Genomic DNA, 23,555 nt, shown 5'->3' on the forward strand with positions numbered 1-23,555 from the left:
CGCCAGCGCTCCGGGGCGGGCCGGATGGCCGGGCGTCGCCAAGCCCCTGTTCATGCGGGTTTGCGCGCCAAATCGCCCGCCAAGCCGCATCGCTGCGGCCTCGGCCGCGTACCCACCTACTGCTGCTTGGCTCCGGCGCGGCATCCTGGGGTTTCACCGGAAGTCAAGCTTGACCCGGCGCCCCGACCAAACACTACCGGTAGTGCATTGGCTCCCCCCGGGACACCAGATATAGTGCCCCTCCATCGACGCGGCGGCATGGATCCCTGCCCGCCCGCGCCCTGATCGACGAACACCAAGCCCCCTCAAGAGGAACCGCATGCAGACTGCCTTGAACTCCCCCGCCGCCTCCGCCCAGCCCCTGCCGACGATGCCCGCCGGCCGCGACGTGGCGGGCACGACGGCCCCCGCCCTCGCCCACTATCAGATCATCCGCCGCAATGGCGCCGTGGTGCCCTTCGCGCCCGAGAAGATCACCGTGGCGATGATGAAGGCCTTCCTGGCGGTGCACGGGACGCAGGGCGCCGCCTCGGCCAGCGTGCGCGAGACGGTCGAGGGCCTGACGCAGGCCGTGGTCCGCGCGCTGGTGCGCTCGCGCCCGGGCGGCGGCACCTTCCACATCGAGGACGTGCAGGACCAGGTCGAGCTCGGCCTGATGCGCGGCGGCTACCAGGAAGTCGCCCGCGCCTACGTGCTCTACCGCGAGCGCCGCGCGCAAGAGCGCTCCAAGCAAGTCGAGCAGACGGCTGCGGCCGCCGCGCCGCAACTGCATGTGCTTGACGGCGGCGAGCGCGTGCCGCTGGACATGGGCGCCCTGCAATCGCTGCTGCAGTCCGCCTGCGTGGGCCTGGGCGATGGCGTGAAGGCCGAGCCCATCGTGGCCGAGACCATGCGCAACCTGTACGACGGCGTGCCACTGGACGAGGTCTACAAGGCCTCGATCCTGGCGGCCCGCACGCTGATCGAGAAGGATCCCGACTACACCTACGCCACCGCGCGCCTGCTGCTGCACACCATCGTCAAGGAAGTGCTGGGCCGCGAAGTGGCACAGGCCGAGATGGGCGCCGCCTACGCCGACTACTTCCCGCAGTTCATCAAGAAGGGCGTGGAGAACGAGCTGCTCGACGAGAAGCTGCTGCAGTACGACCTGGCCCGCCTGGGCGCCGCGCTCAAGGCCGACCGTGACCTGAAGTTCGACTACCTCGGCCTGCAGACCCTGTACGACCGCTACTTCCTGCACGTGCGCAAGAGCCGCATCGAGCTGCCGCAGGCCTTCTTCATGCGCGTGGCCATGGGCCTGGCGCTGGGCGAGATCGACCGCGAGGCGCGTGCCATCGAGTTCTACGAGGTGCTGTCCTCGTTCGACTTCATGTCGTCCACGCCCACGCTGTTCAACAGCGGCACGCTGCGCTCGCAGCTCTCGTCCTGCTACCTGACCACCGTGCCCGACGATCTGGACGGCATCTACGAGTCGATCAAGGAAAACGCGCTGCTGTCCAAGTTCGCCGGCGGCCTGGGCAACGACTGGACCCGCGTGCGCGCCCTGGGCTCGCACATCAAGGGCACCAACGGCGAATCGCAGGGCGTCGTGCCCTTCCTCAAGGTGGTCAACGACACGGCCGTGGCCGTCAACCAGGGCGGCAAGCGCAAGGGCGCGGTCTGCACGTACCTGGAGACCTGGCACCTGGACATCGAGGAATTCCTGGAGCTGCGCAAGAACACGGGTGACGACCGCCGCCGCACCCACGACATGAACACGGCCAACTGGATCCCCGACCTGTTCATGCGCCGCGTGATGGAAAAGGGCAACTGGACGCTGTTCTCGCCCTCTTCCGTGCCCGACCTGCACGACCTGTTCGGCGCCGACTTCGAGCGCGCCTACGTCGCCTACGAAGAGAAGGCCGCCCGCGGCGAGATCAAGCCCGCCAAGACGGTGCCCGCCACCGACCTGTGGCGCAAGATGCTCTCGATGCTGTTCGAGACCGGCCATCCCTGGATCACCTTCAAGGACGCCTGCAACGTGCGCTCGCCGCAGCAGCATGCGGGCGTGGTGCACTCGTCCAACCTCTGCACCGAGATCACGCTCAACACCAGCGACACCGAGACCGCCGTCTGCAACCTGGGCTCGGTCAACCTGCTGCAGCACTTGAAGGACGGCGGCGTCGACCACGAGAAGCTCAAGAAGACCATCTCGGTCGCCATGCGCATGCTCGACAACGTCATCGACATCAACTACTACGCCGTCAAGAAGGCGCGCGACTCGAACCTGCGCCACCGCCCGGTGGGCCTGGGCCTGATGGGCTTCCAGGACGCGCTGTACGAGCTGCGCATCCCCTATGCCAGCGAGCAGGCCGTGGACTTCGCCGACAAGTCGATGGAAGCGATCTGCTACTACGCCTACTGGGCCTCCACCGAACTGGCCGCCGAGCGTGGCCGCTACAGCAGCTTCAAGGGCTCGCTGTGGGACAAGGGCATCCTGCCCATCGACTCGCTCGACCTGCTGGAAAAGGCCCGCGGCGGCTATGTCGAGGTGGACCGCTCGCGCACCCTCGACTGGGACGCGCTGCGCGCCAAGATCAAGCAGGACGGCATGCGCAATTCCAACTGCGTGGCCATCGCGCCGACGGCGACCATCTCCAACATCATCGGCGTGGACGCCTCGATCGAGCCCTGCTTCGGCAACCTGTCGGTCAAGTCCAACCTGTCGGGCGAATTCACCGTCATCAACCACTACCTGGTGCGTGACCTCAAGCGCCTGGGCCTGTGGGACGACGTGATGGTCATGGACCTCAAGCACTTCGACGGCTCGCTGCGCCCCATCGACCGCGTGCCGCAGGACGTGAAGGCGCTGTACGCCACGGCCTTCGAGGTCGAGCCGCAGTGGCTGGTCGAAGCCGCTGCGCGTCGCCAGAAGTGGATCGACCAGGCCCAGAGCCTGAACATCTACATGGCCGGCGCCTCGGGCAAGAAGCTGCACGACACCTACACGCTGGCCTGGACGCGCGGCCTCAAGACCACCTACTACCTGCGCACCATCAGCGCCACGCACGCCGAGAAGTCGACCGTGCAATCGAGCCGCCTGAATGCCGTGTCCTCCGGTGGCGGCTCGTCCATGGCCATGCAGCCCGCTGCTGCAGCCAGCGCGCCCAGCGCACTCGAAGCCGCAGCCGCCGCGGCGCAAGCGCAGATGAACGCGGTGCCCGCCACCGACATCAAGTTCTGCGCCATCGACGATCCGGGCTGCGAAGCCTGCCAGTGATCGCAGCGCGCATCGCGCGTTGATGCATGCGTTCCTGCGCAAAGCAGGAACGCATGCCTTCATGTCGGGGCATCGGACGACAGACCCGATGCCCAGGCACAACAAAATTCAGCAACGACACAGCCGAAGAACTTTTCAATCGCGTGTCGTTGCTCTGATAATTGAGCATTGGATTTTTCTATGTTGACCTGGGACGACGAAGTCAAGCCCTCCAATTCGGGCGCACTGTCGAATGCATCGGACATGGCCGCAGGCCGGTCGATGGCATCCCCTTCCTCCCCCGCTTCCTTTGCACAGCCCGCGCTGGCCACGCACAGCTTCAGCGCTCCTGCTGCTGCGCAACCCGGTGCTGCCACGACTGCCGCTGCGCGCCGCGTGAATGCCGCCGACAAGCGCATCATCAACGGCCAGACCGACGTCAACCAGCTGGTGCCCTTCAAGTACAAGTGGGCCTGGGAAAAGTACCTCGCCACCTGCGCCAATCACTGGATGCCGCAGGAGGTCAACATGAACCGCGACATCGCCCTCTGGAAGGACCCGAACGGCCTGACCGAGGACGAGCGCCGCATCGTCAAGCGCAACCTCGGCTTCTTCGTCACCGCCGACTCGCTGGCCGCCAACAACATCGTGCTGGGCACCTACCGGCACATCACCGCGCCCGAATGCCGCCAGTTCCTGCTGCGCCAGGCCTTCGAGGAAGCGATCCACACCCACGCCTACCAGTACATCGTCGAGTCGCTGGGCCTGGACGAGTCCGAGATCTTCAACGCCTACAACGAAGTCCAGTCGATCCGCGACAAGGACGAGTTCCTGATCCCGTTCATCGACGCGATCATGGATCCGAACTTCAAGACCGGCACGCCCGAGACCGACCAGACGCTGCTGAAGTCGCTGATCGTCTTCGCCTGCCTGATGGAAGGCCTTTTCTTCTACGTCGGCTTCACGCAGATCCTCGCGCTCGGACGCCAGAACAAGATGACCGGTGCCGCCGAGCAGTACCAGTACATCCTGCGCGACGAGTCGATGCACTGCAACTTCGGCATCGACCTGATCAACCAGCTCAAGCTCGAGAACCCGCATCTGTGGACGCCCGAGTTCAAGGCCGAGATCAAGGCCCTGTTCCAGAAGGCCGTCGAGCTCGAATACCGCTATGCCGAAGACACCATGCCCCGCGGCGTGCTCGGCATGAATGCCTCCATGTTCAAGGGCTACCTGCGCTACATCGCCAACCGGCGTGCCACGCAGATCGGCCTGGAAGCGCTCTTCCCGAACGAGGAAAACCCGTTCCCCTGGATGAGCGAAATGATCGACCTGAAGAAAGAGCGCAATTTCTTCGAAACCCGCGTGATCGAATACCAGTCGGGTGGTGCGCTCTCATGGGACTGAGCACGACTCTTTCCTGAAGGACGAATGGATCTGAGACCCGCCCCGGACGCCAGACGCACCCCAGAGTGCGGCGTCCGGGGCTTTCCCATTCGTGGTGGCGGGGTGTGCCCCGACGTCACGGATCGCTGGCCGCAGGCACACGGGCGGCCCGTGCAATTCGAAGGTTGATTTCCAACTTGATCAAGGAGAAAGAAATGGCAACTGCAAAGAAGGCTCCGGCCAAGAAGGTCGCTGCAAAGAAGGCCGCTCCGGCCAAGAAGGTCGCGGCGAAGAAGGCGGCTCCGGCCAAGAAGGCCGCCGCACCGGCGAAGAAGGTTGCGGCCAAGAAGGCGGCACCGGCCAAGAAGGTCGCAGCGAAGAAGGCTGCACCCGCCAAGAAGGCAGCGCCGGCAAAGAAGGTTGCGGCCAAGAAGGCGGCACCGGCCAAGAAGGTCGCGGCGAAGAAGGCTGCGCCCGCCAAGAAGGCCGCAGCGCCGGCGAAGAAGGTTGCCGCCAAGAAGGCCGCAGCACCTGCGAAGAAGGTCGCCGCCAAGAAGGCTGCACCGGCCAAGAAGGTCGCCGCCAAGAAGACGACGGCGGCCAAGACGGCTGCGGCCCCCAAGGCCCCCGCCAAGAAGGCCGCTGCCAAGAAGGCTGCCGCCAAAAAGCCTGCCCCTGCGAAAGCGCCTGCCCCTGCGGCTGCGCCCGCGCCTGCCGCTGCAGCCCCTGCAGCACAGACCACGCTGAGCCCGCAGGCCGCCTGGCCCTTCCCCACGGCCAGCAAGCCCTGAGGCGGAACGAAGCGCCGCGCCAGCGGCCTTCGAAGCCCGAACCCGGCGACCGCAAGGCGCCGGGTTTTTTATTGCCGCGTCGCGCGCCGCTCAGAGGCCCAGCGCGGCGCGGTCGACCTGGTAGTTCTGGGGGCCGCGCTGCGCGATCTTGAGGGCGCCCAGGCGGTTGCCCAGTTCGGCGCAGCGCACCAGGTCCCAGCCCTGTTCCAGGCCATAGAGCAGGCCGCCGCGCCAGGCATCGCCGCAGCCGGTGGGATCGACCACGGCCTCGGGCGTCACGGGCGCCACGCGCGTGGCCTCGCCGCCGACCCACACGTCGCAGCCCTCGGCGCCCAGCGTGACCACCATGCCGCGCACACGGCGCGAGATCTCGGCCGTGCTCCAGCCCGTGCGCTCGCTGAGCATGCGGCCCTCGTAGTCGTTGACCACGACCCAGTCCGCCTGATCGATGAAGTGGGCCAGGTCCTTACCGTCGAACATCGGCAGACCCTGACCCGGATCGAAGACGAAGGGAATGCCGGCAGCCTTGAACTGCGCGGCATGCTGCAGCATCGCCTCGCGGCCGTCGGGCGCGATGATGCCCAGGCGGATGTCCTCGCGTGCCTCGATGCGGTTGAGGTGGGCCTGCTGCATCGCACCCGGGTGGAAGGCCGTGATCTGGTTGTTGTCGCGGTCGGTCATGATCATGGCCTGCGCGGTGTAGCTGTCGTCCAGCTGCAGGATGAACTCCGTGCCCACGCCCAGTTCCTTCAGGCGCTGCACGTAGTCGGCGCCATCGCTGCCCACGGCCGCCATGGGCAGGGCGCGGCCGCCCAGCGCATTCAGGCTGTAGGCAATGTTGCCGGCGCACCCGCCGAAGTCCCGGCGCAGGCCGGGCACCAGGAAGGACACGTTCAGGATGTGCAGCTGGTCGGGCAGGATCTGCTCGGCGAAGCGGCCCTCGAAGGTCATGATGGTGTCGAATGCGAGCGAGCCGCAGATCACGGAAGCCATGGCGGGATCAATCCTGCAGAAGCGGTGGGAGACAAGGCAAAGCCGCGGGCACGGTGTGACCGTCGGCCTCAGGGATAGAAGGCGAGCACGCTGTGGCCCACCACGGAAGGCAGCGGCCGGCCGGCCACCGCGTGCAACTCGAGCGCCAGTGCGACCTCCTCTTCGGCACGGCCCGGCAATACGGCGGCACGCGCCATCTCGGCCGGCTGGACGACGCGCCGCAGCACCGGGCGTTCGGAGCCGTCGAGCAAGGACAGTTCGATCGCCGGCATGGCCACGGCCACCGGCGCCGCATTGCGCAGCGTGAAGACCAGCCGGTAGCGGCCTTCCGCGCCGTCGCGCATCAACGTGGAGCCATCCACGCGGATGTCGTCGATGCGGCGCGGTGCCTCGATCGTGCAGGCCGTCGCCTGGCACACGGCCGTCAGCAACGGCAGCAGGGCTGGCCGGGACAGCGCCCACTGGTCGCGTTCATGCCGCATCACCTGCGCGCCCAGCATGATCAGCAGGCCCGCTGCGGCGAGCGACCACAGCCAGAAGCGGCGGCGCCGCGGCGCCTCGCCTTCCTCTGGCGCGTCCGGCGTGTCCAGGAAGCTGGGGCGCAGGGGGGTGAACGGCGGCGCCGCCAGGTCGTCCCGAGCAGCAGGCTCATCGGCCATCGGCAGAGCGGACGACGGCGGGGTCGATTCCGCCGTCGGGGACTCTTCGACCAACGGCGGGGGCGCCTGCCCTGGCGCTTCGTCGACGTCGACGTCGAAGTCGACGTCGGCGCTTGGCGAGGGGCGGTCAAGGCCCGCATCCGGCGTGGGGATGACCGGGGCCGGCGGCGGATCCGCCTCCAGCGAGGGCTCGAGGGGGGCCGGGCGCGGCGGTACCGCAGCACGCCCCGGCCGCAGGAAGGCGGCGAGCGCGGTGGGCTCGGCATTCACCCATGCGCGACCGCGGCGCAGGACGCGGCCGACCTGCGCCGCGTCGGCCGCCGGGCGCGCAGGGATGGCCGAGGGCGTGGAGGACGCCGACGGCGCCTGGGCATCCTGCGTCGACGCCGCCCTGTCTTCGGGCTGCGCCAGATCCAGCAGGTCGCGCGCAGGCAGCCGGGGCTCGACACGTTCGGCCGCCGGGGGCGCAGATGTCGCACCACCTGCAGACAGATCGAGCCAGTCGACAGAGGGCCAGGGCTGGGCGGTCGGCGAAGTGTTGGCAGACAGCGAGGGCGACGCTGCGCCGGGCATATCGTCGTCCACCGGCTCACTCTCTGGGTCCCGCATCGCAGAGGCCGACTCCGCGTCGCCCACCCCCGCCGCAGCCCCCGGCTCCGCGGCAGGCCATGCGCCCCCGGAGGCGGGCGCCGCCAGCACCACCCAACGGCCGTCGGGCAACTGCTCGCGCAGGTCGGACTGCGCATCGAACACCTCGCCGCACCGGCCACAGCGCACCCATCCGTCGGACAGCCGCAACTGGTCGCGCACCACCTTGAAGGCGGTCGTGCAGGACGGACAGCGGGTGACAAGACTCATGCCGCGCGGCGGCCGGTCATCAGGATCCAGCCGTCTTCGGTGTCGGCGACCTCGAGCGCGATCCAGGGCGCATAGGCCTCCTTCAACTCGTCGGCCTGCGGCGCCAGGATGCCGGCCAGCACCAGGTGGCCGCCCGGTCGCACATAGGCGCAGAGCAACGGCGCCAGCACCTTCAGGGGCGTGGCCAGGATGTTGGCAAGCACGGTGTCGTATTCGCCCTGGGCCCGCTCGGGCAGGCCGGGCGAGAGCTCGACGGCATTGGCATCGGCATTGAGGTGGGTCGATTCCACGGCCGCTTCGTCGATGTCGACGGCATCGATCTCCGTAGCGCCGAACTTCGCAGCGCCGATGGCCAGGATGCCCGAGCCGCACCCGTAGTCGAGCACGCGCGAACCCAGCACGTCGGCCGGCTGGGTCGCGATCCAGCGCAGGCACATGCGCGTGGTCGGATGGGTGCCGGTGCCGAACGCCAGGCCCGGATCGAGGCGGATCACCTGCACGGCCTGCGCGGGCGGCTCATGCCAGGTCGGGACGATCCAGAAGCTCCCGGTGATCTCTACCGGCGCGAACTGCGACTGGGTCAGCCGCACCCAGTCCTGCTCGGGCACCTCGGCGATGCCCGCCAGGCTGCAGCCTTCGAAGAAGTCCTGCGCCTGCAGCAGCGCGGCGGCCTCGTCGGCCTTGGCGCGGGTGTCGAAGAGGGCCACCACGCGCGAGCGCTGCCAGCCTTCGCGCGGCGGCGGCATGCCGGGCTCGCCGAACAGGGCCTGCTCGGCCTCGGTGTGGGCATCGGCATCCTCCACCGAGACGGAGAGGGCATCGAGCGCATCGAGCGCATCGCCCACCACCTCGACCCGGTCTTCGGGCGCCAAGAGCCGCAGTTCGAACATGAATCGCCTTTCCTCAACGGGCCGCGCGCCCATGCCGCGCAGCCCCATAACGAACGCGCCGCGGACCGGAAGGCCGGGCCGCGGCGCAAGTCTTCACAAAGTATCGCCGGTGCGGGTCGCCCCGCCCAGGGCCGCGCGCCGACTAGCGCTTGTGGGCGGCCATCCACTCTTCCAGATAGTGGATGTTGGTGCCGCCGGCCATGAACTTGGCGTCCACCATCAGCTCGCGGTGCAGCGGGATGTTGGTCAGGATGCCTTCGACCACCGTCTCGTTGAGCGCCGTGCGCATGCGGGCCATGGCCTGCTCGCGCGTGTCGCCGTAGACGATCAGCTTGCCGATCATCGAGTCGTAGTTGGGCGGCACGAAGTAGTTGGTGTAGACGTGCGAATCGACGCGCACGCCGGGACCGCCCGGCGGATGCCACATGGTGATGCGGCCCGGCGACGGCGTGAACTTGTACGGGTCTTCGGCATTGATCCGGCACTCGATGGCATGGCCCTTGAGCTGGATCTGGCGCTGGGTGAAGGGCAGCTTCTCGCCGGCGGCGACCATGATCTGCGTCTTCACGATGTCGATGCCGGTCACCAGCTCCGTCACCGGATGCTCCACCTGCACGCGGGTGTTCATCTCGATGAAATAGAACTCGCCGTTCTCGTACAGGAACTCGAAGGTGCCGGCGCCGCGGTAGCCGATCTTCTTGCAGGCGGCGGCGCAGCGCTCGCCGATCTTTTCGATCAGCTTGCGCGGGATGCCCGGGGCCGGCGATTCCTCGATCACCTTCTGGTGGCGGCGCTGCATGGAGCAGTCACGCTCGCCCAGGTAGACGGCGTTCTTGTGCTTGTCCGCGAGGATCTGGATCTCGATGTGCCGCGGGTTCTGGAGGAACTTCTCCATGTAAACCGCGGGATTGTTGAAGGCCGCGGCCGCCTCGGCCTTGGTCATCTGGATCGCATTGACCAGCGCGGCTTCGGTGTGCACCACGCGCATGCCGCGGCCACCGCCACCGCCCGCGGCCTTGATGATCACCGGATAGCCGATGGCGCGGGCGATGCGCTTGTTGGCCGTCGCATCGTCCGACAGCTCGCCGTCCGAGCCGGGCACGCAGGGCACGCCGGCCTTGATCATGGCCTGCTTGGCCGACACCTTGTCGCCCATGATGCGGATCGACTCGGGCGTGGGGCCGATGAACTGGAAGCCGCTCTGCTCCACCCGTTCGGCGAAGTTGGCGTTTTCCGAGAGGAAGCCGTAGCCGGGGTGGATGGCCTCGGCGTCCGTGACCTCGGCAGCCGAGATGATGGCCGGCATGTTGAGGTAGCTCTGCGACGAGGGCGCCGGGCCGATGCACACGGCCTCTTCGGCCAGCTTGACGTACTTGGCCTCGCGGTCGGCCTCGGAATACACCATGACCGCCTTGATGCCCAGTTCGCTGCAGGCGCGCTGGATCCGCAAAGCGATCTCGCCCCGGTTGGCAACGAGGATCTTCTTGAACATTCAGCGTCTCACTCGATGATGAACAGCGGCTGGCCGTATTCGACGGCCTGGCCGTTCTCGCCGAGGATCTGCTTGACGGTGCCCGACTTGTCGGCCTCGATCTCGTTGAGGATCTTCATCGCCTCGATGATGCAGAGGGTGTCGCCCTCCTTCACCTGGGAGCCGACCTCCACGAACGCGGCGGCGCCGGGACTGGAGGAGCGGTAGAAGGTGCCGACCATGGGCGACTTCACCACATGGCCCGACGGCGCCGCCTCAGCGGACGCCGCGGCCGGCGCCGCAGCCTGTGCTGCCGGGGCAGCCGCCATGACGGCAGGCGCCGCGGCCGCGGGCATGGCCGCCTGGACATACTGAACGGGGGCGGCTTCGCCCGCCTTGACGATGCGCACCTTGCCTTCGGCTTCGGTGATCTCGAGTTCGGAAATATTGGATTCAGACACCAGGTCGATCAGTGTCTTGAGTTTGCGCAGATCCATGATTCTCCAGCGCCGGCCGCGGAGGCCGTCTATCGAACTTGCTTGAAAGTCGGCGTACGTCGGCGTTTTGACGCCATCTGCCGAGAAGGTCGCGGATTCTAGCCGTGAACCACTGCGCGCTGCCAAGCCTGCAGATCCGCTGGCTCGACCTTGCCCATTCTACGGTCACACACGGCACCGCCCGAATCGAGCACGAGCGTGAAGGGCAGGCCGCCGCTGTCATTGCCCAGGGCCTTGACCAGCGACAGGGCCTGCGCGCCTGCGATGCCGATCGGGAAACCGACTGGAAGCCGCGCCAGGAACTTGTCCACGGGCTCCGCGCGATCGACGGCGATGCCGACCACCTGCCAGCCATTGGCCGTGTTTTCGCGGTGGAAGCGGTCGAGCAGCGGCATCTCTTCGACGCAGGGGGGACACCAGGTCGCCCAGAAATTGACCAGCGTCGGCTTGCCCCGCAGCGCCGCGAGGGCCAGTTCGCCACCGCCGGGCCGCGGAAGGCGCAGCGACCACAGCGCGTCCGGGACCTCCCCCGCTGCCGACCCACCGGCCTGCGGCTGTTCACGATGCCGCCACAGTGCCAGGCCCGCGCCGGCGGCCACCGCGGCGGCACCGCCATACGCCAGCCACTGCCGACGGTTGGCCGTCATTGCCCTTCCTCCACCAGGCGCCGGACCGACGCCAGATCGCCGCGGGGTGTGCGCCCCTGGCTGTCGGGCCGCAAGGCACCGCGCAGGTCGTCGAGGTCGTAGATCATCAGGTGCACCCCCACTTCGGTGCCCAGTTCGCGGCTGCGGGCATGGACGCTGAGCGCCTCGACGCTCTCGCCGTGGAAGCCTGTCACGGTACGGGGCTCGTACTCGACGCGGTGGTCGATGAGCGCGATCTCCGCCGACTTGGAGTCATCGCAGAACAGCTGGATATAGATGTCGCTCAGGCGGGTGGCGGTCCCGTGCCAGACAGAGCCCCCGAGATGCGGCCTGAAGGCCGCCATGTGCTCCATCCATTCCAGTGCCAGACGTCGCAGCACTTGCAATTCAGCCGGCTGGGTATCGGCGCAGAAGATGCGGATGTAGTCGCGCACCTCCTCCTCGACCTCGTCGTTGCCGGGCAGGGCCGTGCGTTGCGGCAGGCCGAGGTCGCGCAGGGCACGGCGCTTGGCAGGGCCGTATTCGAGCCCCTCCTCCACGATGAGGCGGGCAGCAGCGGCAGCGATGTCGCGCTTGGCGGAGTCCATCGGCGCATTGTGCCGCCGCGAGGCCGACCCCGGGGCGGACGGCCCTGCGGCCCTTCCTAGAATCCGGCGATGCATATTCACATCCTCGGCATCTGCGGCACCTTCATGGGTGGACTGGCCGCCCTGGCCCGCGAGGCCGGCCACCGCGTCACCGGCTGTGATGCGGGCGTCTATCCGCCGATGAGCACCCAGTTGCGCGAGCTCGGCATCGAACTGATCGAAGGCTATGGCGCGGACCAGTTGGCGCTCGCGCCCGACATGTTCGTGATCGGCAATGTCGTCTCCCGTGCGCGGCTGGCCGATGGCCGTCCCAAGTTCCCGCTGATGGAAGCGATCCTGGACGCCGGCGCGCCCTACACCAGCGGCCCGCAGTGGCTGGCCGAGCATGTGCTGCAGGGCCGCCATGTGCTGGCCGTGGCCGGCACCCATGGCAAAACCACGACCACCTCGATGCTGACCTGGGTGCTGGACCAGGCGGGCCTGCAGCCCGGCTTCCTGGTCGGCGGCGTGCCGCTGGACTTCGGCGTCTCCGCGCGCCTGGGTCTTCTGGCTGCCGAAACCCCGGCGTCGAGCCAGACCGAACCAGCGGCCATCGCCTCCGCGGCGCAGGCAGGCGGTTGGGCCCCCTTCGTCATCGAAGCCGACGAGTACGACACCGCCTTCTTCGACAAGCGCAGCAAGTTCGTCCACTACCGGCCGCGCACGGCGGTGCTGAACAACCTGGAGTTCGACCACGCGGACATCTTCGACAACCTGGCGGCCATCGAGCGGCAATTCCACCACCTGGTGCGAACCGTGCCCTCCACCGGCCGATTGGTCGTCCACGCGGGCGAGCAAAGCCTGGAGCGGGTACTGGCCCAGGGCTGCTGGAGCGAGGTCGCCCGCTTCGGCGAGGCGCCAGAGGCACAGTGGCGCGCCCGCGGCCCCGCCCATGCCTTCGACGTGCTGCGCGGCGGCGAGATCGTCGGCCGCGTCGAGTGGGCGCTGAGCGGCCAGCACAACCAGGCCAACGCGCTGGCCGCCATCGCCGCCGCCCAGCATTTGGGCGTGACGCCGGCGCAGGCCGCCGAGGCGCTCTGCCGCTTCCGCAATGTGCGACGCCGCATGGAACTGCGCGGCGAAGTGGCGCGGCCGGGCGGCGAGCCGATCCGCGTCTACGACGACTTCGCCCACCATCCGACCGCCATCCAGACCACGCTGGACGGCCTGCGCCAGCGGCTGGACGCTGACGGGCGGCAGGGCGAACGCATCCTGGCCATCTTCGAGCCGCGCAGCAACACCATGAAACTGGGCACCATGGCCGCCCAACTGCCAGACAGCCTGCGCGACGCCGCCCTCGCCTTCTGCCACACGGCCGGCCTGGACTGGGATGTGGCCGGCGCGCTCGCGCCGATGGGCGAACGCGCGGCCTGCTTCGACAACGTCGACAGCCTGGTCGAGGCCGTGGCCGCCGCTGCGCGACCGGGCGACCATCTGGTGTGCATGAGCAATGGCGGCTTTGGCCGTATCCATGGCAAGCTGATCGCCGCATTGCAAGCCGCCTGAACGCCGGAGAACCCACCCCATGGCCCAAGCCCCATCGCGCGCCCGGCAGCTGATCGAGACGCTGCAACTCCAGTCCCATCCCGAGGGCGGTTGGTACCGCGAGGTGTTCCGCGCACCGACCCCGGTGCAGCCCGCCGACCACCGGGGACCGCGTGCAGCACTGACCAGCATCTACTTCCTGCTGGAGGCCGGCCAGCACTCCCGCTGGCACCAGGTGCTGTCGGACGAACTCTGGGTGCATCTGGAGGGCGTGCCGCTCACCCTGTGGACCGCCGACGCCGCCTTCCGCACGGCGCCGGCCCATGTGCGCCTGGCCCCGGTGGACGTCCACGGCGGCCGCCCCCAGCACGTGGTGCCCGCCGGCCAGTGGCAGGCGGCGCAGCCCGTGGCCACGCACAGCGCCGGCGACTACACCCTGGCCGCCTGCGCCGTCGCGCCGGGCTTCGACTTCGCCGACTTCACGCTGATGGACGCCCAGGGCGAGGTGGCCGCCGCCGTGCGGCACCACTGGCCCGCGCTGGCTTCCTTCATCTGATTCAACCGCGACGCTTCTTCACCGCCTGCGACAGCACATCCAGCAGGCTGCGCGAATCGTCCCAGCCCAGGCAGGCGTCGGTGATGCTCTTGCCGTATTCCAGCGCCGACGGCACATCCTTGCCCGGCGAGAACTTCTGCGCGCCGGCCTGGATGTGGCTCTCCACCATCACGCCGAAGACCTTGCGGCTGCCACCGGCGATCTGGTCCGCGATGTCGCGCGCCACGTCGACCTGCTTCTGGTGCTGCTTGCTGCTGTTGGCATGGCTGCAGTCCACCATCAGCGTGGGCGGCAGGCCGGCGGCCTCCAGGTCGCGGCAGGCGGTCTCGACGCTGGTGGCGTCGTAGTTGGGCGCCTTGCCGCCGCGCAGGATCACATGGCAGTCCTTGTTGCCATTGGTCTGCACGATGGCGACCTGGCCGTTCTTGTGCACCGACAGGAAGTGGTGGCCGCGCGCCGCCGCCTGGATGGCGTCGGTGGCGATGCGGATGTTGCCGTCGGTGCCGTTCTTGAAGCCGATGGGCGCCGACAGGCCCGAGGCCAGTTCGCGGTGCACCTGGCTCTCGGTGGTGCGCGCGCCGATGGCGCCCCAGGCGATCAGGTCGCCGATGTACTGGGGCGAGATCACGTCCAGGAACTCGCTGCCCGCCGGCAGGCCCATGCGGTTGATGTCGATGAGCAACTGACGGGCGATGCGCAGGCCCTCGTCGATGCGGTAGCTCTCGTCCAGGTACGGGTCGTTGATCAGGCCCTTCCAGCCGACGGTGGTGCGCGGCTTCTCGAAGTACACGCGCATCACGATCTCCAGCGAGTCGGCGTACTTTTCGCGCTCGGCCTTCAGGCGTCGGGCGTAATCCAGGGCCGCGGCCGGGTCATGGATGGAACACGGCCCCATCACCACCAGCAGCCGGTCGTCCTGACCGGCCATGATGTTGTGGATGTTGCGGCGGGTGTCGGTGATCAGCTTCTCCACGGCCGTGCCGTGGATGGGGAAGAAGCGGATGAGGTGTTCCGGAGGGGGCAGCACGTTGATGTCCTTGATGCGTTCGTCGTCGGTCTGGCTGGTTTTCTCGACGGGCGCATACCAGGGGTTGGCGGTGGCATTGCTGCTGTTCATGGGAACGATCCTTCTTGTGGGTTGGTGTGTGACGGAAAACGGGGGGGCGAAAAAAAACCGCCGGGCTTTTGGCACCGGCGGTTTTTGAGGGTTGGGTTGTTGCGTTTACGCGCGCGCCTCTCGTCCGCCGGAGTCCGGGAACCAAAAGTAGGCAAAGTAATAAGCGCGTTGAGCGAACATGGAGCGCGACTCTAGCACGTGAAAACGGCTTGCCAAGCTGTATTTATGTTCAGGCCGTGCCGCCGACGGTGAGGCGGTCGATGCGCAGCGTGGGCTGGCCCACGCCCACGGGCACGCTCTGGCCCTCCTTGCCGCAGGTGCCCACGCCGGTGTCCAGCTTCATGTCGTTGCCGATCATGCTCACGCGCGTCAGTGCGTCCGGGCCGTTGCCGACGATGGTGGCGCCCTTCACGGGATAGAGCAGCTTGCCCTTCTCGACCCACCAGGCCTCGCTGGCCGAGAACACGAACTTGCCGCTGGTGATGTCGACCTGACCGCCGCCGAAGTTGGTGGCGTACAGGCCCTTGTCGATACTGGCGACGATCTCGTCGGGGTGCCGGTCGCCGCCCAGCATGTAGGTGTTGGTCATGCGCGGCATGGGCAGGTGCGCATAGCTCTCGCGCCGGCCGTTGCCGGTGGGCGCCACGCCCATCAGGCGCGCGTTGAGCGAATCCTGGATGTAGCCCTTGAGGATGCCGTCCTCGATCAGCACGTTGCGCTGGCTGGGGTTGCCCTCGTCGTCCACGTTGAGCGAACCGCGGCGGTCGGCGATGGTGCCGTCGTCCAGCACCGTGACGCCCTTGGCCGCCACGCGCTGGCCGATGCGGCCGCTGAAGGCGCTGGAGCCCTTGCGGTTGAAGTCGCCTTCCAGGCCGTGGCCCACGGCCTCGTGCAGCAGGATGCCGGGCCAGCCCGGGCCGAGCACCACGACCATCTCGCCAGCCGGGGCCGGACGCGATTCGAGGTTGGTCAGGGCCGAGTTGACGGCATGGTCCACGTACTCGGCGATCTGCTCGTCGCCGAAGTAGGCCAGGCCGAAGCGGCCACCGCCGCCGCCGGAGCCGATCTCGCGGCGGCCGTTGTGCTCCGCGATGACCGTGACCGACAGGCGCACCAGCGGCCGCACGTCGGCGGCCAGCGTGCCATCGGCGCGCGCCACCAGCACCACGTCGTATTCGCTCGCCAGGCCCGCCATGACCTGCGCGATGCGCGGGTCGCGGCTGCGGGCCAGCTTCTCGACCTTTTCGAGCAGCGCCACCTTGGCCGTGCTGTCGAGCGTGGCGATGGGGTCGATGCCGCCGTAGAGCTGGCGACTGGGCGCCACCTTGCGGGCCGGCGCCTTGACGCGGCCCGACTTGCCGGCCGCGGCGATGGCACGCACGGTGCGGGCGGCGTCGAGCAGCGAGGCCTCGGAGATGTCGTCGGAATAGGCGAAGGCGGTCTTCTCGCCGCTCACCGCGCGCACGCCCACGCCCTGGTCGATGGAGAAGCTGCCCGTCTTGACGATGCCTTCCTCCAGGCTCCAGCCCTCGGCGCGGGTGTACTGGAAGTACAGGTCCGCGTCGTCCACCTTGTGCGCGCGGATCTCGGCCAGGGCCTTCGCCAGGTGCGTCTCGTCGAGCCCGAAGGGCGTGAGCAAAAGCTGCTGCGCCGTGGCCAGGCGCTCGAGGGTGGGTTCGCGGGAGATCATCGGCAGATTATTGCTCGCGCCTCCAGACGCTGCCCCCGTCCTCGCGGATCGGCAGGCCGGGGATCAGGGGCAATGCCAACGCTGCGCGCGCGGCTGCTGCGGACAAGTCGCGGCGCGTAGAAACCGGATCGGGGCGTGGGGCCGACGGCGCAAGCGCTCGCCAGATGCGACAGGCTCAGCGCGACGACCGGGGAATCAGGTCTGCATCAGGCGCCGCGAGCGCGCGATCGACATCAGGATGCCCAGCCCCAGCCCCAGCGTGACCATGGCCGTGCCGCCATAGCTGACGAAGGGCAGCGGCACGCCCACCACCGGCAGGATGCCGCTGACCATGCCCATGTTCACGAAGGCATAGGTGAAGAAGATCATCGTCACCGCCCCGGCCAGCAGCCGCGAGAACAGCGTCGGCGCCGACGAGGCGATGGCCAGGCCGCGGAAGATCAGGAAGATGAAGCCGCAGATCAGGAACAGGTTGCCGGCCAGGCCGAACTCCTCGGAATAGGCGGCAAAGATGAAGTCGGTGGTGCGCTCGGGAATGAACTCCAGGTGCGTCTGCGTGCCCTGCATGAAGCCCTTGCCGCCCAGGCCGCCCGAGCCGATGGCGATCATGCCCTGGATGATGTGGAAGCCCTTGCCCAGCGGGTCGCGGAAGGGATCGAGCAGCGTGCACACCCGCTGGCGCTGGTACTCGTGCAGGATGCGCCAGTCGACGCCGTCGGCGCACAGCTGCGGCTCGTACCAGACGATCAGCGTCACGGCGATGGCGATGACGATCACCGGCGGCACGATCAGCTTCCAGGGCAGGCCGGCGAAGAAGATCACCGACAGGCCGGCCGCCAGCACCAGCAGCGAGGTGCCCAGGTCGGGCTGCTTCATGATCAGGCCGACCGGAACCGCGAGCAGCACGAAGGAGACCACGAAATCCAGCGGCCGCAACTGGCCTTCGCGCCGCTGGAACCACCAGGCCAGCATCATCGGCATGGCGATCTTCAGGATCTCGCTGGGCTGGATCACCACGCCCACGTTCAGCCACCGCGTGGCGCCCTTCTTGGTGACGCCGAACAGCGCCACCGCCACCAGCAGCGTGACGCCGAACGCATACAGGGGCACCGCCAGGCTCATCAGCCGCTGCGGCGGCACCTGGGCCACCAGGAACATGATGCCGGCCGCGAGCAGCATGTTGCGGCCATGGTCGGAGAAGCGGGTGCCGCTGTCGTAGCCCGAGGAATACATGGCCACCATGCCGGTCGAGGCCAGCACCACCAGCGCGAGCACCAGCAGCACGTCGAAGCCCTGGAACACAGGCGCGATGCGGCGCAGGAGCGAGGGGCGCTGGAAGACGGCAGACATGAGGCGCGCGATTATCCGCGTGCGCCGCTACAGTGCGGCAAATGTCGACCACCCACCTGCTCTACCTGCATGGCTTTCGCTCGTCGCCGCAATCGGCCAAGGCGCGGCTGATGGCGGCGCGGATGGCGGCGCGGCATCCGGCGGTGCACTGGTGGTGCCCGCAGTTGCCGCCCTCGCCGCGCGCGGCGGCGGAACTGATCGCGCAGGGCACCGCCGGCTGGCCCAGCGACAGCATGGCAGTGGTCGGCTCCTCGCTCGGCGGCTTTTATGCGACCTGGCTGGCGGCGCGCACCGGCTGCCGCGCGGTGCTGGTCAACCCGGCCGTCGATCCGGCGCGCGACCTCGAGAAGTACATCGGCGAACAGACCGCCTGGCACGACCCCGAGGCGCATTTCTTCTTCCGCCCCGAGTACATCGACGAGCTGCGCGCCCTGCAGGTCGGCGCGCTGCCGCACCCTGAGCGCCTGATGGCCGTGATCGCCAAAGGCGACGAGGTGCTGGACTGGGGCGAGATGACGGCGCGCTACCCCGGCAGCCTGCTGCGCGTGGTCGAGGGCGGCGACCATGCGCTGTCCGATTTCGAGACGGCCCACCTGGACGCCGTGATCGCCTTCCTGCAGCCGGCCTGAGCCCGTCGCGTGCCCGGCGCGCCGCGGGGCGCGTGTGACAATCGCCGGATGTTTGTGTTGTTCGAAGAAGCCGGCAAGTACCTCGGCGGCCGTGTGCTGTCCGAGGCCGAAGCGTCGGCGCAGGTGGAGCTGGAAAGCGGCAAGCGCGTCAAGGTCAAGGGCGCGAACATCGTGCTGCGTTTCGACAAGCCGGCGCCCGCCGAGCTGATCGCCGAGGCGCGCGCGCTGGCCGCCACGATGGACCTGGACCTGGCCTGGGAATTCGCGTCCGACGAGGAATTCGGCTTCGCCGAACTCGCGGCCGACTATTTCAGCGACAAGCCCACGCTGGCCCAGCAGGCCGCGGCCCTCTTCGCGTTGTTCGACGCGCCCCACTACTTCCGCCGCAGCGGCAAGGGGCGCTTCCGCAAGGCGCCGGCCGAGATCGTGCAGCAGGCGCTGGCCGCCATCGAGAAGAAGAAGGCCGTCCAGGCCCAGATCGCCGAATGGTCGGCCGAGCTGGTGGCCGGCCGCTGCCCGGCGCCGATCCGCGAGCAGCTCTACCGCATCCTCTTCAAGCCCGACAAGAACGCGCCCGAGTACAAGGCCGTGGTCGAGGCCGCCCGCACCGCGCAGCGCCCGCCGCTGGACCTGCTGACGACCGCCGGCGCCATCGACTCGTCCTACCAGTTCCACTGGAAGCGCTTCCTGTTCGAGAACTTCCCCAAGGGCACGGGCTTCCCGGCTGCGCTCACCGCGCCCGCGGTGGCCGACGACCTGCCGCTGGCCGAGGGCGTGGAAGCCTTCTCCATCGACGACTCGCAGACCACCGAGATCGACGACGCGCTGTCCGTGCAGGGCCTGGGCAGCGGCACCGTGACCGTCGGCGTGCACATCGCCGCGCCCGGCCTGGCGCTCGCGCCCGGCGACGCGCTGGACCAGGTGGCGCGCGCGCGCATGTCCACCGTCTACATGCCGGGCCACAAGATCACCATGCTGCCCGACGCTGTGGTGCAGACCTACACCCTGCTCGAAGGCGCGCCGCGCCCGGCGGTGTCGCTCTATGCCCGCTTCGACGAGGCCACGCTGGCGCTGCAGGGCATCGAGACGAAGATCGAACGCGTGCCAGTGGTCGCCAACCTGCGCCACGACCAGCTCGACGCCGTGATCGACGAAGCCTGGCTGGAGGCGCCCGCCGCCACCGGCGGCCCCGAGGAGGCGCAGCGCCTGCATGCGCCACTGGCCTTCCTGTTCCGCCTGGCCAAGACGCTGAAGGCACAGCGCGAAGTGGTGCGCGGCAAGCCCGAGAGCTTCAACCGCCCCGACTACAACTTCCGCCTGGTCGGCCATGAGGACCGGCCCGAGCCCGACGGCAGCGAGACCGTGCAGATCACCACCCGCCGCCGCGGCGCGCCGCTGGACCTGATCGTCTCCGAGGCCATGATCCTGGCCAACAGCAGCTGGGGCGGCTGGCTGGGCGAGCTGGGCGTGCCCGCGCTCTACCGCAGCCAGGCCAGCCTGGCGCCCGGCATCAAGGTGCGCATGGGCACCAAGGCGCTGCCGCATGCCGGCCTGGGCGTGAAGAGCTACGCGTGGAGCACCTCGCCGCTGCGCCGCTACACCGACCTGGTCAACCAGTGGCAGATCATTGCCGCCGCGCGCCACGGCAAGACGGCCGCGCTGGCCGCGCCCTTCAAGCCCAAGGACGCGGGACTGTTCTCCATCCTCTCCGGCTTCGACGCGGCGTACTCGACCTACAACGCCTACCAGTCCGGCATGGAGCGCTTCTGGACGCTCAAGTACCTGCAGCAGCACGGCATCCGCGAGCTGGAGGCCACGCTGGTGCGCGACGCCGGCGGCGGCGAGGCGCTGGCCCGCGCCGACACGCTGCCGTTGGTGCTGCCGGTGATCGGTGCCCAGGGCCTGCCGCGCGGCGCCCGCGTGCGGCTGCGCCTGGGCGACATCGACGAGATCGCGCTGGCCGTCAACGGCAGCGTGATCGAGCGCCTGGACGCCGAGGCCTCACCCGCCGCCGACGATGCCGAGGCCGACGAGGAAGAAGCCGCCACCGGCGCGCTGACCATCGCCGTCGATGTGAACGACGCCGAACCCGAGGCCCCTGCGCCCGCCCCCGCGGCCTGAGCCTGCCCGCTTCTTCGCCATGCGCCTGGCCGACCTGACTCCGCTGCACATGGCACTGGGTGTGTCGGTGCTGGTGCATGCGGCGGTGCTGGGCGTGCGCGTGGCCGACCCGGCCGCCTTCGACCGCGTGCTGCAGGAGTCGCCGCTGGAGATCATCCTGGTCAACGCCCGCAGTTCGCAGACCGACCTGCCGGCCAAGCCGGCGGCCCTGGCCCAGGCCACGCTGGCCGGCGGAGGCGACCTGGAGCGGGGCCGCGCCACCAGCCCGCTGCCGCCCTCGGCCTTCCGCGCCGTCGGCGATTCCGACCAGGACGCCCAGCGCCGCATCGAGGCGCTGCAGGAGCAGCAGCAGATGCTGCTGGCCCGCGTGCGCAAGCAGCTGGCATCGCTGCCCGCGCCCGACCCCAGCCGCACCGGCCAGACCACCGACAGCACCGCGCAGGAAGAGCGCCGGCGCCAGCTGCTGGACCTGCTCGCCGAGATCGAGCGCCGCGTCAACGAAGAGAACGCCCGCCCCAAGCGCCGCTACATCAGCCCCTCCACCCGCGAAGTGGCCTATGCCGGCTACGTGGATGCGCTGCGCCGGCGCATCGAGGCGCGCGGCACGCTGAACTTTCCCGAGGCGCGGGGCCAGAAGCTCTACGGCCAGCTCACGCTGCTGATCACCGTCAACCACGACGGCCGCCTGCTGGCGACCGAGCTGGTGGAAAGCTCCGGCAATGCCGACCTGGACCGCCGCGCCCAGGCCATCGTGCGCAGTCTTGGCAACTTCGGCCCCTTCACCGACGCCATGCGCCGCCAGGCCGACCAGATCGTGCTGCCCTCGCGCTTCCGCTTCACCCGCGACGAGACGCTGGAGACCCAGGTGTCCGCGACGCCGCAGTGAGCCGTCCCCCGTCTTTTTCCTTCGACCGCATCACAACCCCATGGACCGCTACTGCGTGATGGGCAACCCGGTGGCGCACAGCCGCTCGCCGTGGATCCACGCCCGCTTCGCCCAACTCACCGGCCAGACGCTGGACTACGGACGCCGCGAGGTCGCACCGGGCGTCTTCGCGCAGGCCGTGGCCGACTTCCGCCGCGAGGCGCAGGAGGCCGGCGACCGCGCTGGCGGCTGCAATGTGACGGTGCCCTGCAAGTTCGACGCCGCCGCGCTGGCCGGCGAACGGCTGAGCGCGCGCGCCCGTCTGGCCGGCGCGGTCAACACCCTGCGCTTCGACGAGGACGGCCATGTGCACGGCGACAACACCGACGGTGCCGGCCTGGTGGCCGACATCGTGCGCCATGCCGGCCGCGCGCTGGCGGGCGCGCGGGTGCTGCTGATCGGCGCAGGTGGCGCGGCGGCCGGCGTAATGGGGCCGCTGATCGAGGCGGCGCCTTCGCGCCTGGTGGTGGCCAACCGCACCGCCGCCAAGGCCGAGGCGCTGGTGACGCAGCATGCCCACCTGGCCCGAGGCACGGATTGCGAGCTTCAGGCCGCCGGCCTGGACGGCCTGGGCGATGCCCGCTTCGACATCGTCGTCAACGGCACCGCCTCCAGCCTGGCGGGTGACGGCGTGCCCGTGCCGGCCCGCGTACTGGCCGAGGGCGCCCTGGCCGTGGACATGATGTACGGCCCCGCCGCCGCCGGCTTCATCGGCTGGGCCCAGGCCCACGGCGCCATCGGCCGCGACGGCCTGGGCATGCTGGTTGAGCAGGCGGCGGAGGCGTTCGCCGTGTGGCGCGGCGTGCGGCCCGATGCGGCGCCGGTGCTGGCCGAGCTGCGCGCCCTGGTCGACGCCAAACCCGCATGATGCGTCCGCTCGGCCGCTGGCTGGTCTGTCTGCTGCTGGCGGGCGTGGCGCTGCAGCTGTTCTTCCTGCTGCGCATCGCGCTCATGCTGGTGCTCGATCCGCAGTCCACCAGCTTCCAGCGCTCGGAGATGTGGCGCCTCGCGCGGCAGGACGGGCCGCGCGCACAGTGGAGCCAGACCTGGTTGCCCTACGAACGCATCGCCGATCCGCTCAAGCGCGCCGTCATCGCCAGCGAGGATGCCGCCTTCGTCGAACACGGCGGCGTGGAATGGGAGGCCATCGAACGTGCCCGCCAGCGCAACGCGCGCGCCGAGGAGCTGGCTGCGCGCCGGGCCGCCCGTGCCGCCGCGCAGGGCCGGCCCACCCGCCCGCCGCAGCTGCGCGGCGGCTCCACCATCAGCCAGCAGCTGGCCAAGAACCTGCTGCTGTCGGGCGAGCGCACGCTGCTGCGCAAGGGCCAGGAGCTGGTGCTGACGCAGCTGCTGGAGCTCTTCCTGGGCAAGCGCCGCATCCTGGAGATCTACCTCAACAGCGTGGAATGGGGCGAAGGCGTCTTCGGTGCCGAGGCCGCGGCGCGCCACTACTTCGGCAAGGGCGCCGACCGCCTGACGGCCAGCGAGGCGGCGCGGCTGGCCGTCATGCTGCCCAGCCCCAAGTTCTACGAGAAGCGGCCCTACTCGCCCTACCTCAATGGCAGGGCGTCGACCATCGTTGCGCGCATGGGCGCGGTCGAGCTGCCCTGACCCCCGCCCGTATCA

General features: G+C 69.1%; 21 protein-coding genes. 10 read left to right on the plus strand and 11 right to left on the minus strand.

The genetic code is table 11. The features are described from left to right. The first annotated feature begins 319 nt into the window (after window positions 1-319). Complete coding sequence (locus tag L0984_RS06635; RefSeq protein ID WP_234192969.1) at window positions 320-3,259, plus strand: ribonucleoside-diphosphate reductase subunit alpha; 2,940 nt, start codon at window positions 320-322, stop codon at window positions 3,257-3,259. A gap of 59 nt (window positions 3,260-3,318) precedes the next feature. On the opposite strand, the gene L0984_RS06640 is transcribed toward L0984_RS06635, so the two are convergent. Next, window positions 3,319-3,504, minus strand: a complete 186-nt coding sequence (locus L0984_RS06640) for a hypothetical protein (RefSeq protein ID WP_234193751.1) — start codon at window positions 3,502-3,504, stop codon at window positions 3,319-3,321. On the opposite strand from L0984_RS06640, the gene L0984_RS06645 reads away from it, so the two are divergent. Together L0984_RS06645 and L0984_RS06650 are read left to right on the plus strand one after the other, a co-directional pair. Next, the gene (locus L0984_RS06645) at window positions 3,440-4,645 is read left to right on the plus strand and encodes a ribonucleotide-diphosphate reductase subunit beta (RefSeq protein WP_234192970.1); all 1,206 of its coding nucleotides are present in this window, start codon (window positions 3,440-3,442) and stop codon (window positions 4,643-4,645) included. The genes L0984_RS06640 and L0984_RS06645 overlap by 65 nt on opposite strands. Before the next feature lie 194 nt (window positions 4,646-4,839). Then, the gene (locus L0984_RS06650) at window positions 4,840-5,415 is read left to right on the plus strand and encodes a histone (RefSeq protein WP_114801318.1); all 576 of its coding nucleotides are present in this window, start codon (window positions 4,840-4,842) and stop codon (window positions 5,413-5,415) included. Window positions 5,416-5,505: 90 nt separating this feature from the next. On the opposite strand, the gene L0984_RS06655 is transcribed toward L0984_RS06650, so the two are convergent. From L0984_RS06655 to L0984_RS06685, 7 genes are all read right to left on the minus strand, one after another. Beyond that, window positions 5,506-6,408, minus strand: a complete 903-nt coding sequence (locus L0984_RS06655; protein WP_017758056.1) for a carbohydrate kinase family protein — start codon at window positions 6,406-6,408, stop codon at window positions 5,506-5,508. 68 nt (window positions 6,409-6,476) lie between these two features. Next, complete coding sequence (locus L0984_RS06660) at window positions 6,477-7,880, minus strand: DUF3426 domain-containing protein (RefSeq protein ID WP_234192971.1); 1,404 nt, start codon at window positions 7,878-7,880, stop codon at window positions 6,477-6,479. 41 nt (window positions 7,881-7,921) lie between these two features. Beyond that, complete coding sequence (gene prmA / locus L0984_RS06665; protein WP_234192972.1) at window positions 7,922-8,815, minus strand: 50S ribosomal protein L11 methyltransferase; 894 nt, start codon at window positions 8,813-8,815, stop codon at window positions 7,922-7,924. Window positions 8,816-8,957: 142 nt separating this feature from the next. Beyond that, window positions 8,958-10,307, minus strand: a complete 1,350-nt coding sequence (accC, locus tag L0984_RS06670; protein WP_017759071.1) for an acetyl-CoA carboxylase biotin carboxylase subunit — start codon at window positions 10,305-10,307, stop codon at window positions 8,958-8,960. 8 nt (window positions 10,308-10,315) lie between these two features. Beyond that, window positions 10,316-10,783, minus strand: coding sequence for an acetyl-CoA carboxylase biotin carboxyl carrier protein (gene accB, locus L0984_RS06675; RefSeq protein ID WP_017759072.1), 468 nt, complete (start codon window positions 10,781-10,783; stop codon window positions 10,316-10,318). A 98-nt stretch (window positions 10,784-10,881) separates the two neighbouring features. Then, entirely contained in the window at window positions 10,882-11,430 is a 549-nt protein-coding gene (locus L0984_RS06680; protein ID WP_234192973.1) for a TlpA family protein disulfide reductase, read from the minus strand. Next, window positions 11,427-12,017, minus strand: coding sequence for a hypothetical protein (locus tag L0984_RS06685; RefSeq protein ID WP_234192974.1), 591 nt, complete (start codon window positions 12,015-12,017; stop codon window positions 11,427-11,429). The genes L0984_RS06680 and L0984_RS06685 overlap by 4 nt, the downstream gene beginning before the upstream one ends. A gap of 69 nt (window positions 12,018-12,086) precedes the next feature. Here L0984_RS06685 and mpl point away from each other — a divergent pair, with 69 nt between their 5' ends. Next, window positions 12,087-13,562: a UDP-N-acetylmuramate:L-alanyl-gamma-D-glutamyl-meso-diaminopimelate ligase gene (gene mpl / locus L0984_RS06690; protein ID WP_234192975.1), complete on the plus strand. Its 1,476-nt coding sequence runs from the start codon at window positions 12,087-12,089 to the stop codon at window positions 13,560-13,562. A 19-nt stretch (window positions 13,563-13,581) separates the two neighbouring features. Further along, a complete protein-coding gene (locus tag L0984_RS06695; protein ID WP_234192976.1) occupies window positions 13,582-14,097 on the plus strand; it encodes a cupin domain-containing protein in 516 nt (171 codons plus the stop codon). A 1-nt stretch (window position 14,098) separates the two neighbouring features. Here L0984_RS06695 and L0984_RS06700 read toward each other — a convergent pair whose 3' ends face one another. From L0984_RS06700 to rodA, 3 genes are all read right to left on the minus strand, one after another. Beyond that, the gene (locus L0984_RS06700) at window positions 14,099-15,214 is read right to left on the minus strand and encodes a 3-deoxy-7-phosphoheptulonate synthase (RefSeq protein ID WP_234192977.1); all 1,116 of its coding nucleotides are present in this window, start codon (window positions 15,212-15,214) and stop codon (window positions 14,099-14,101) included. A gap of 229 nt (window positions 15,215-15,443) precedes the next feature. Then, window positions 15,444-16,904, minus strand: a complete 1,461-nt coding sequence (gene tldD, locus L0984_RS06705) for a metalloprotease TldD (RefSeq protein ID WP_234192978.1) — start codon at window positions 16,902-16,904, stop codon at window positions 15,444-15,446. Window positions 16,905-17,099: 195 nt separating this feature from the next. Further along, window positions 17,100-18,254: a rod shape-determining protein RodA gene (gene rodA, locus L0984_RS06710; RefSeq protein ID WP_234192979.1), complete on the minus strand. Its 1,155-nt coding sequence runs from the start codon at window positions 18,252-18,254 to the stop codon at window positions 17,100-17,102. A gap of 41 nt (window positions 18,255-18,295) precedes the next feature. Between rodA and L0984_RS06715 the strand changes: the two genes are divergently transcribed. From L0984_RS06715 to mtgA, 5 genes are read left to right on the plus strand one after another with little or no spacing between them, the layout of a single operon-like run. Continuing rightward, window positions 18,296-18,883, plus strand: coding sequence for a YqiA/YcfP family alpha/beta fold hydrolase (locus tag L0984_RS06715; protein ID WP_234192980.1), 588 nt, complete (start codon window positions 18,296-18,298; stop codon window positions 18,881-18,883). Window positions 18,884-18,931: 48 nt separating this feature from the next. After that, window positions 18,932-21,004 carry a ribonuclease catalytic domain-containing protein gene (locus L0984_RS06720; RefSeq protein WP_234192981.1) on the plus strand — a complete coding sequence of 691 codons (2,073 nt, stop codon included), beginning with the start codon at window positions 18,932-18,934 and terminating at the stop codon, window positions 21,002-21,004. Window positions 21,005-21,023: 19 nt separating this feature from the next. Beyond that, on the plus strand, window positions 21,024-21,890 hold the full coding sequence (locus L0984_RS06725; protein ID WP_234192982.1) for an energy transducer TonB: 867 nt from the start codon (window positions 21,024-21,026) through the stop codon (window positions 21,888-21,890). A gap of 40 nt (window positions 21,891-21,930) precedes the next feature. Next, window positions 21,931-22,797: a shikimate dehydrogenase gene (gene aroE, locus L0984_RS06730; RefSeq protein ID WP_234192983.1), complete on the plus strand. Its 867-nt coding sequence runs from the start codon at window positions 21,931-21,933 to the stop codon at window positions 22,795-22,797. Then, window positions 22,797-23,540 carry a monofunctional biosynthetic peptidoglycan transglycosylase gene (mtgA, locus tag L0984_RS06735; protein WP_234193704.1) on the plus strand — a complete coding sequence of 248 codons (744 nt, stop codon included), beginning with the start codon at window positions 22,797-22,799 and terminating at the stop codon, window positions 23,538-23,540. The genes aroE and mtgA overlap by 1 nt, the downstream gene beginning before the upstream one ends. Window positions 23,541-23,555 lie beyond the last annotated feature (15 nt).

Source organism: Pseudacidovorax sp. NFM-22 (assembly GCF_021401245.1).
Lineage (GTDB): Bacteria > Pseudomonadota > Gammaproteobacteria > Burkholderiales > Burkholderiaceae_C > Xenophilus.

Excerpts from the sequence above, each read along its gene's own strand:
- L0984_RS06635 (WP_234192969.1), top strand. The coding sequence starts at position 320 with ATGCAGACTGCCTTGAACTCCCCCGCCGCCTCCGCCCAGCCCCTGCCG.
- mpl (WP_234192975.1), top strand. The coding sequence starts at position 12,087 with ATGCATATTCACATCCTCGGCATCTGCGGCACCTTCATGGGTGGACTG.
- aroE (WP_234192983.1), top strand. The coding sequence starts at position 21,931 with ATGGACCGCTACTGCGTGATGGGCAACCCGGTGGCGCACAGCCGCTCG.
- L0984_RS06680 (WP_234192973.1), bottom strand. The coding sequence starts at position 11,430 with ATGACGGCCAACCGTCGGCAGTGGCTGGCGTATGGCGGTGCCGCCGCG.
- L0984_RS06645 (WP_234192970.1), top strand. The coding sequence starts at position 3,440 with ATGTTGACCTGGGACGACGAAGTCAAGCCCTCCAATTCGGGCGCACTG.
- L0984_RS06685 (WP_234192974.1), bottom strand. The coding sequence starts at position 12,017 with ATGGACTCCGCCAAGCGCGACATCGCTGCCGCTGCTGCCCGCCTCATC.
- L0984_RS06655 (WP_017758056.1), bottom strand. The coding sequence starts at position 6,408 with ATGGCTTCCGTGATCTGCGGCTCGCTCGCATTCGACACCATCATGACC.
- L0984_RS06700 (WP_234192977.1), bottom strand. The coding sequence starts at position 15,214 with ATGAACAGCAGCAATGCCACCGCCAACCCCTGGTATGCGCCCGTCGAG.
- prmA (WP_234192972.1), bottom strand. The coding sequence starts at position 8,815 with ATGTTCGAACTGCGGCTCTTGGCGCCCGAAGACCGGGTCGAGGTGGTG.
- L0984_RS06640 (WP_234193751.1), bottom strand. The coding sequence starts at position 3,504 with ATGTCCGATGCATTCGACAGTGCGCCCGAATTGGAGGGCTTGACTTCG.
- L0984_RS06695 (WP_234192976.1), top strand. The coding sequence starts at position 13,582 with ATGGCCCAAGCCCCATCGCGCGCCCGGCAGCTGATCGAGACGCTGCAA.
- L0984_RS06715 (WP_234192980.1), top strand. The coding sequence starts at position 18,296 with ATGTCGACCACCCACCTGCTCTACCTGCATGGCTTTCGCTCGTCGCCG.
- mtgA (WP_234193704.1), top strand. The coding sequence starts at position 22,797 with ATGCGTCCGCTCGGCCGCTGGCTGGTCTGTCTGCTGCTGGCGGGCGTG.
- rodA (WP_234192979.1), bottom strand. The coding sequence starts at position 18,254 with ATGTCTGCCGTCTTCCAGCGCCCCTCGCTCCTGCGCCGCATCGCGCCT.
- tldD (WP_234192978.1), bottom strand. The coding sequence starts at position 16,904 with ATGATCTCCCGCGAACCCACCCTCGAGCGCCTGGCCACGGCGCAGCAG.
- accB (WP_017759072.1), bottom strand. The coding sequence starts at position 10,783 with ATGGATCTGCGCAAACTCAAGACACTGATCGACCTGGTGTCTGAATCC.
- accC (WP_017759071.1), bottom strand. The coding sequence starts at position 10,307 with ATGTTCAAGAAGATCCTCGTTGCCAACCGGGGCGAGATCGCTTTGCGG.
- L0984_RS06650 (WP_114801318.1), top strand. The coding sequence starts at position 4,840 with ATGGCAACTGCAAAGAAGGCTCCGGCCAAGAAGGTCGCTGCAAAGAAG.
- L0984_RS06725 (WP_234192982.1), top strand. The coding sequence starts at position 21,024 with ATGCGCCTGGCCGACCTGACTCCGCTGCACATGGCACTGGGTGTGTCG.
- L0984_RS06720 (WP_234192981.1), top strand. The coding sequence starts at position 18,932 with ATGTTTGTGTTGTTCGAAGAAGCCGGCAAGTACCTCGGCGGCCGTGTG.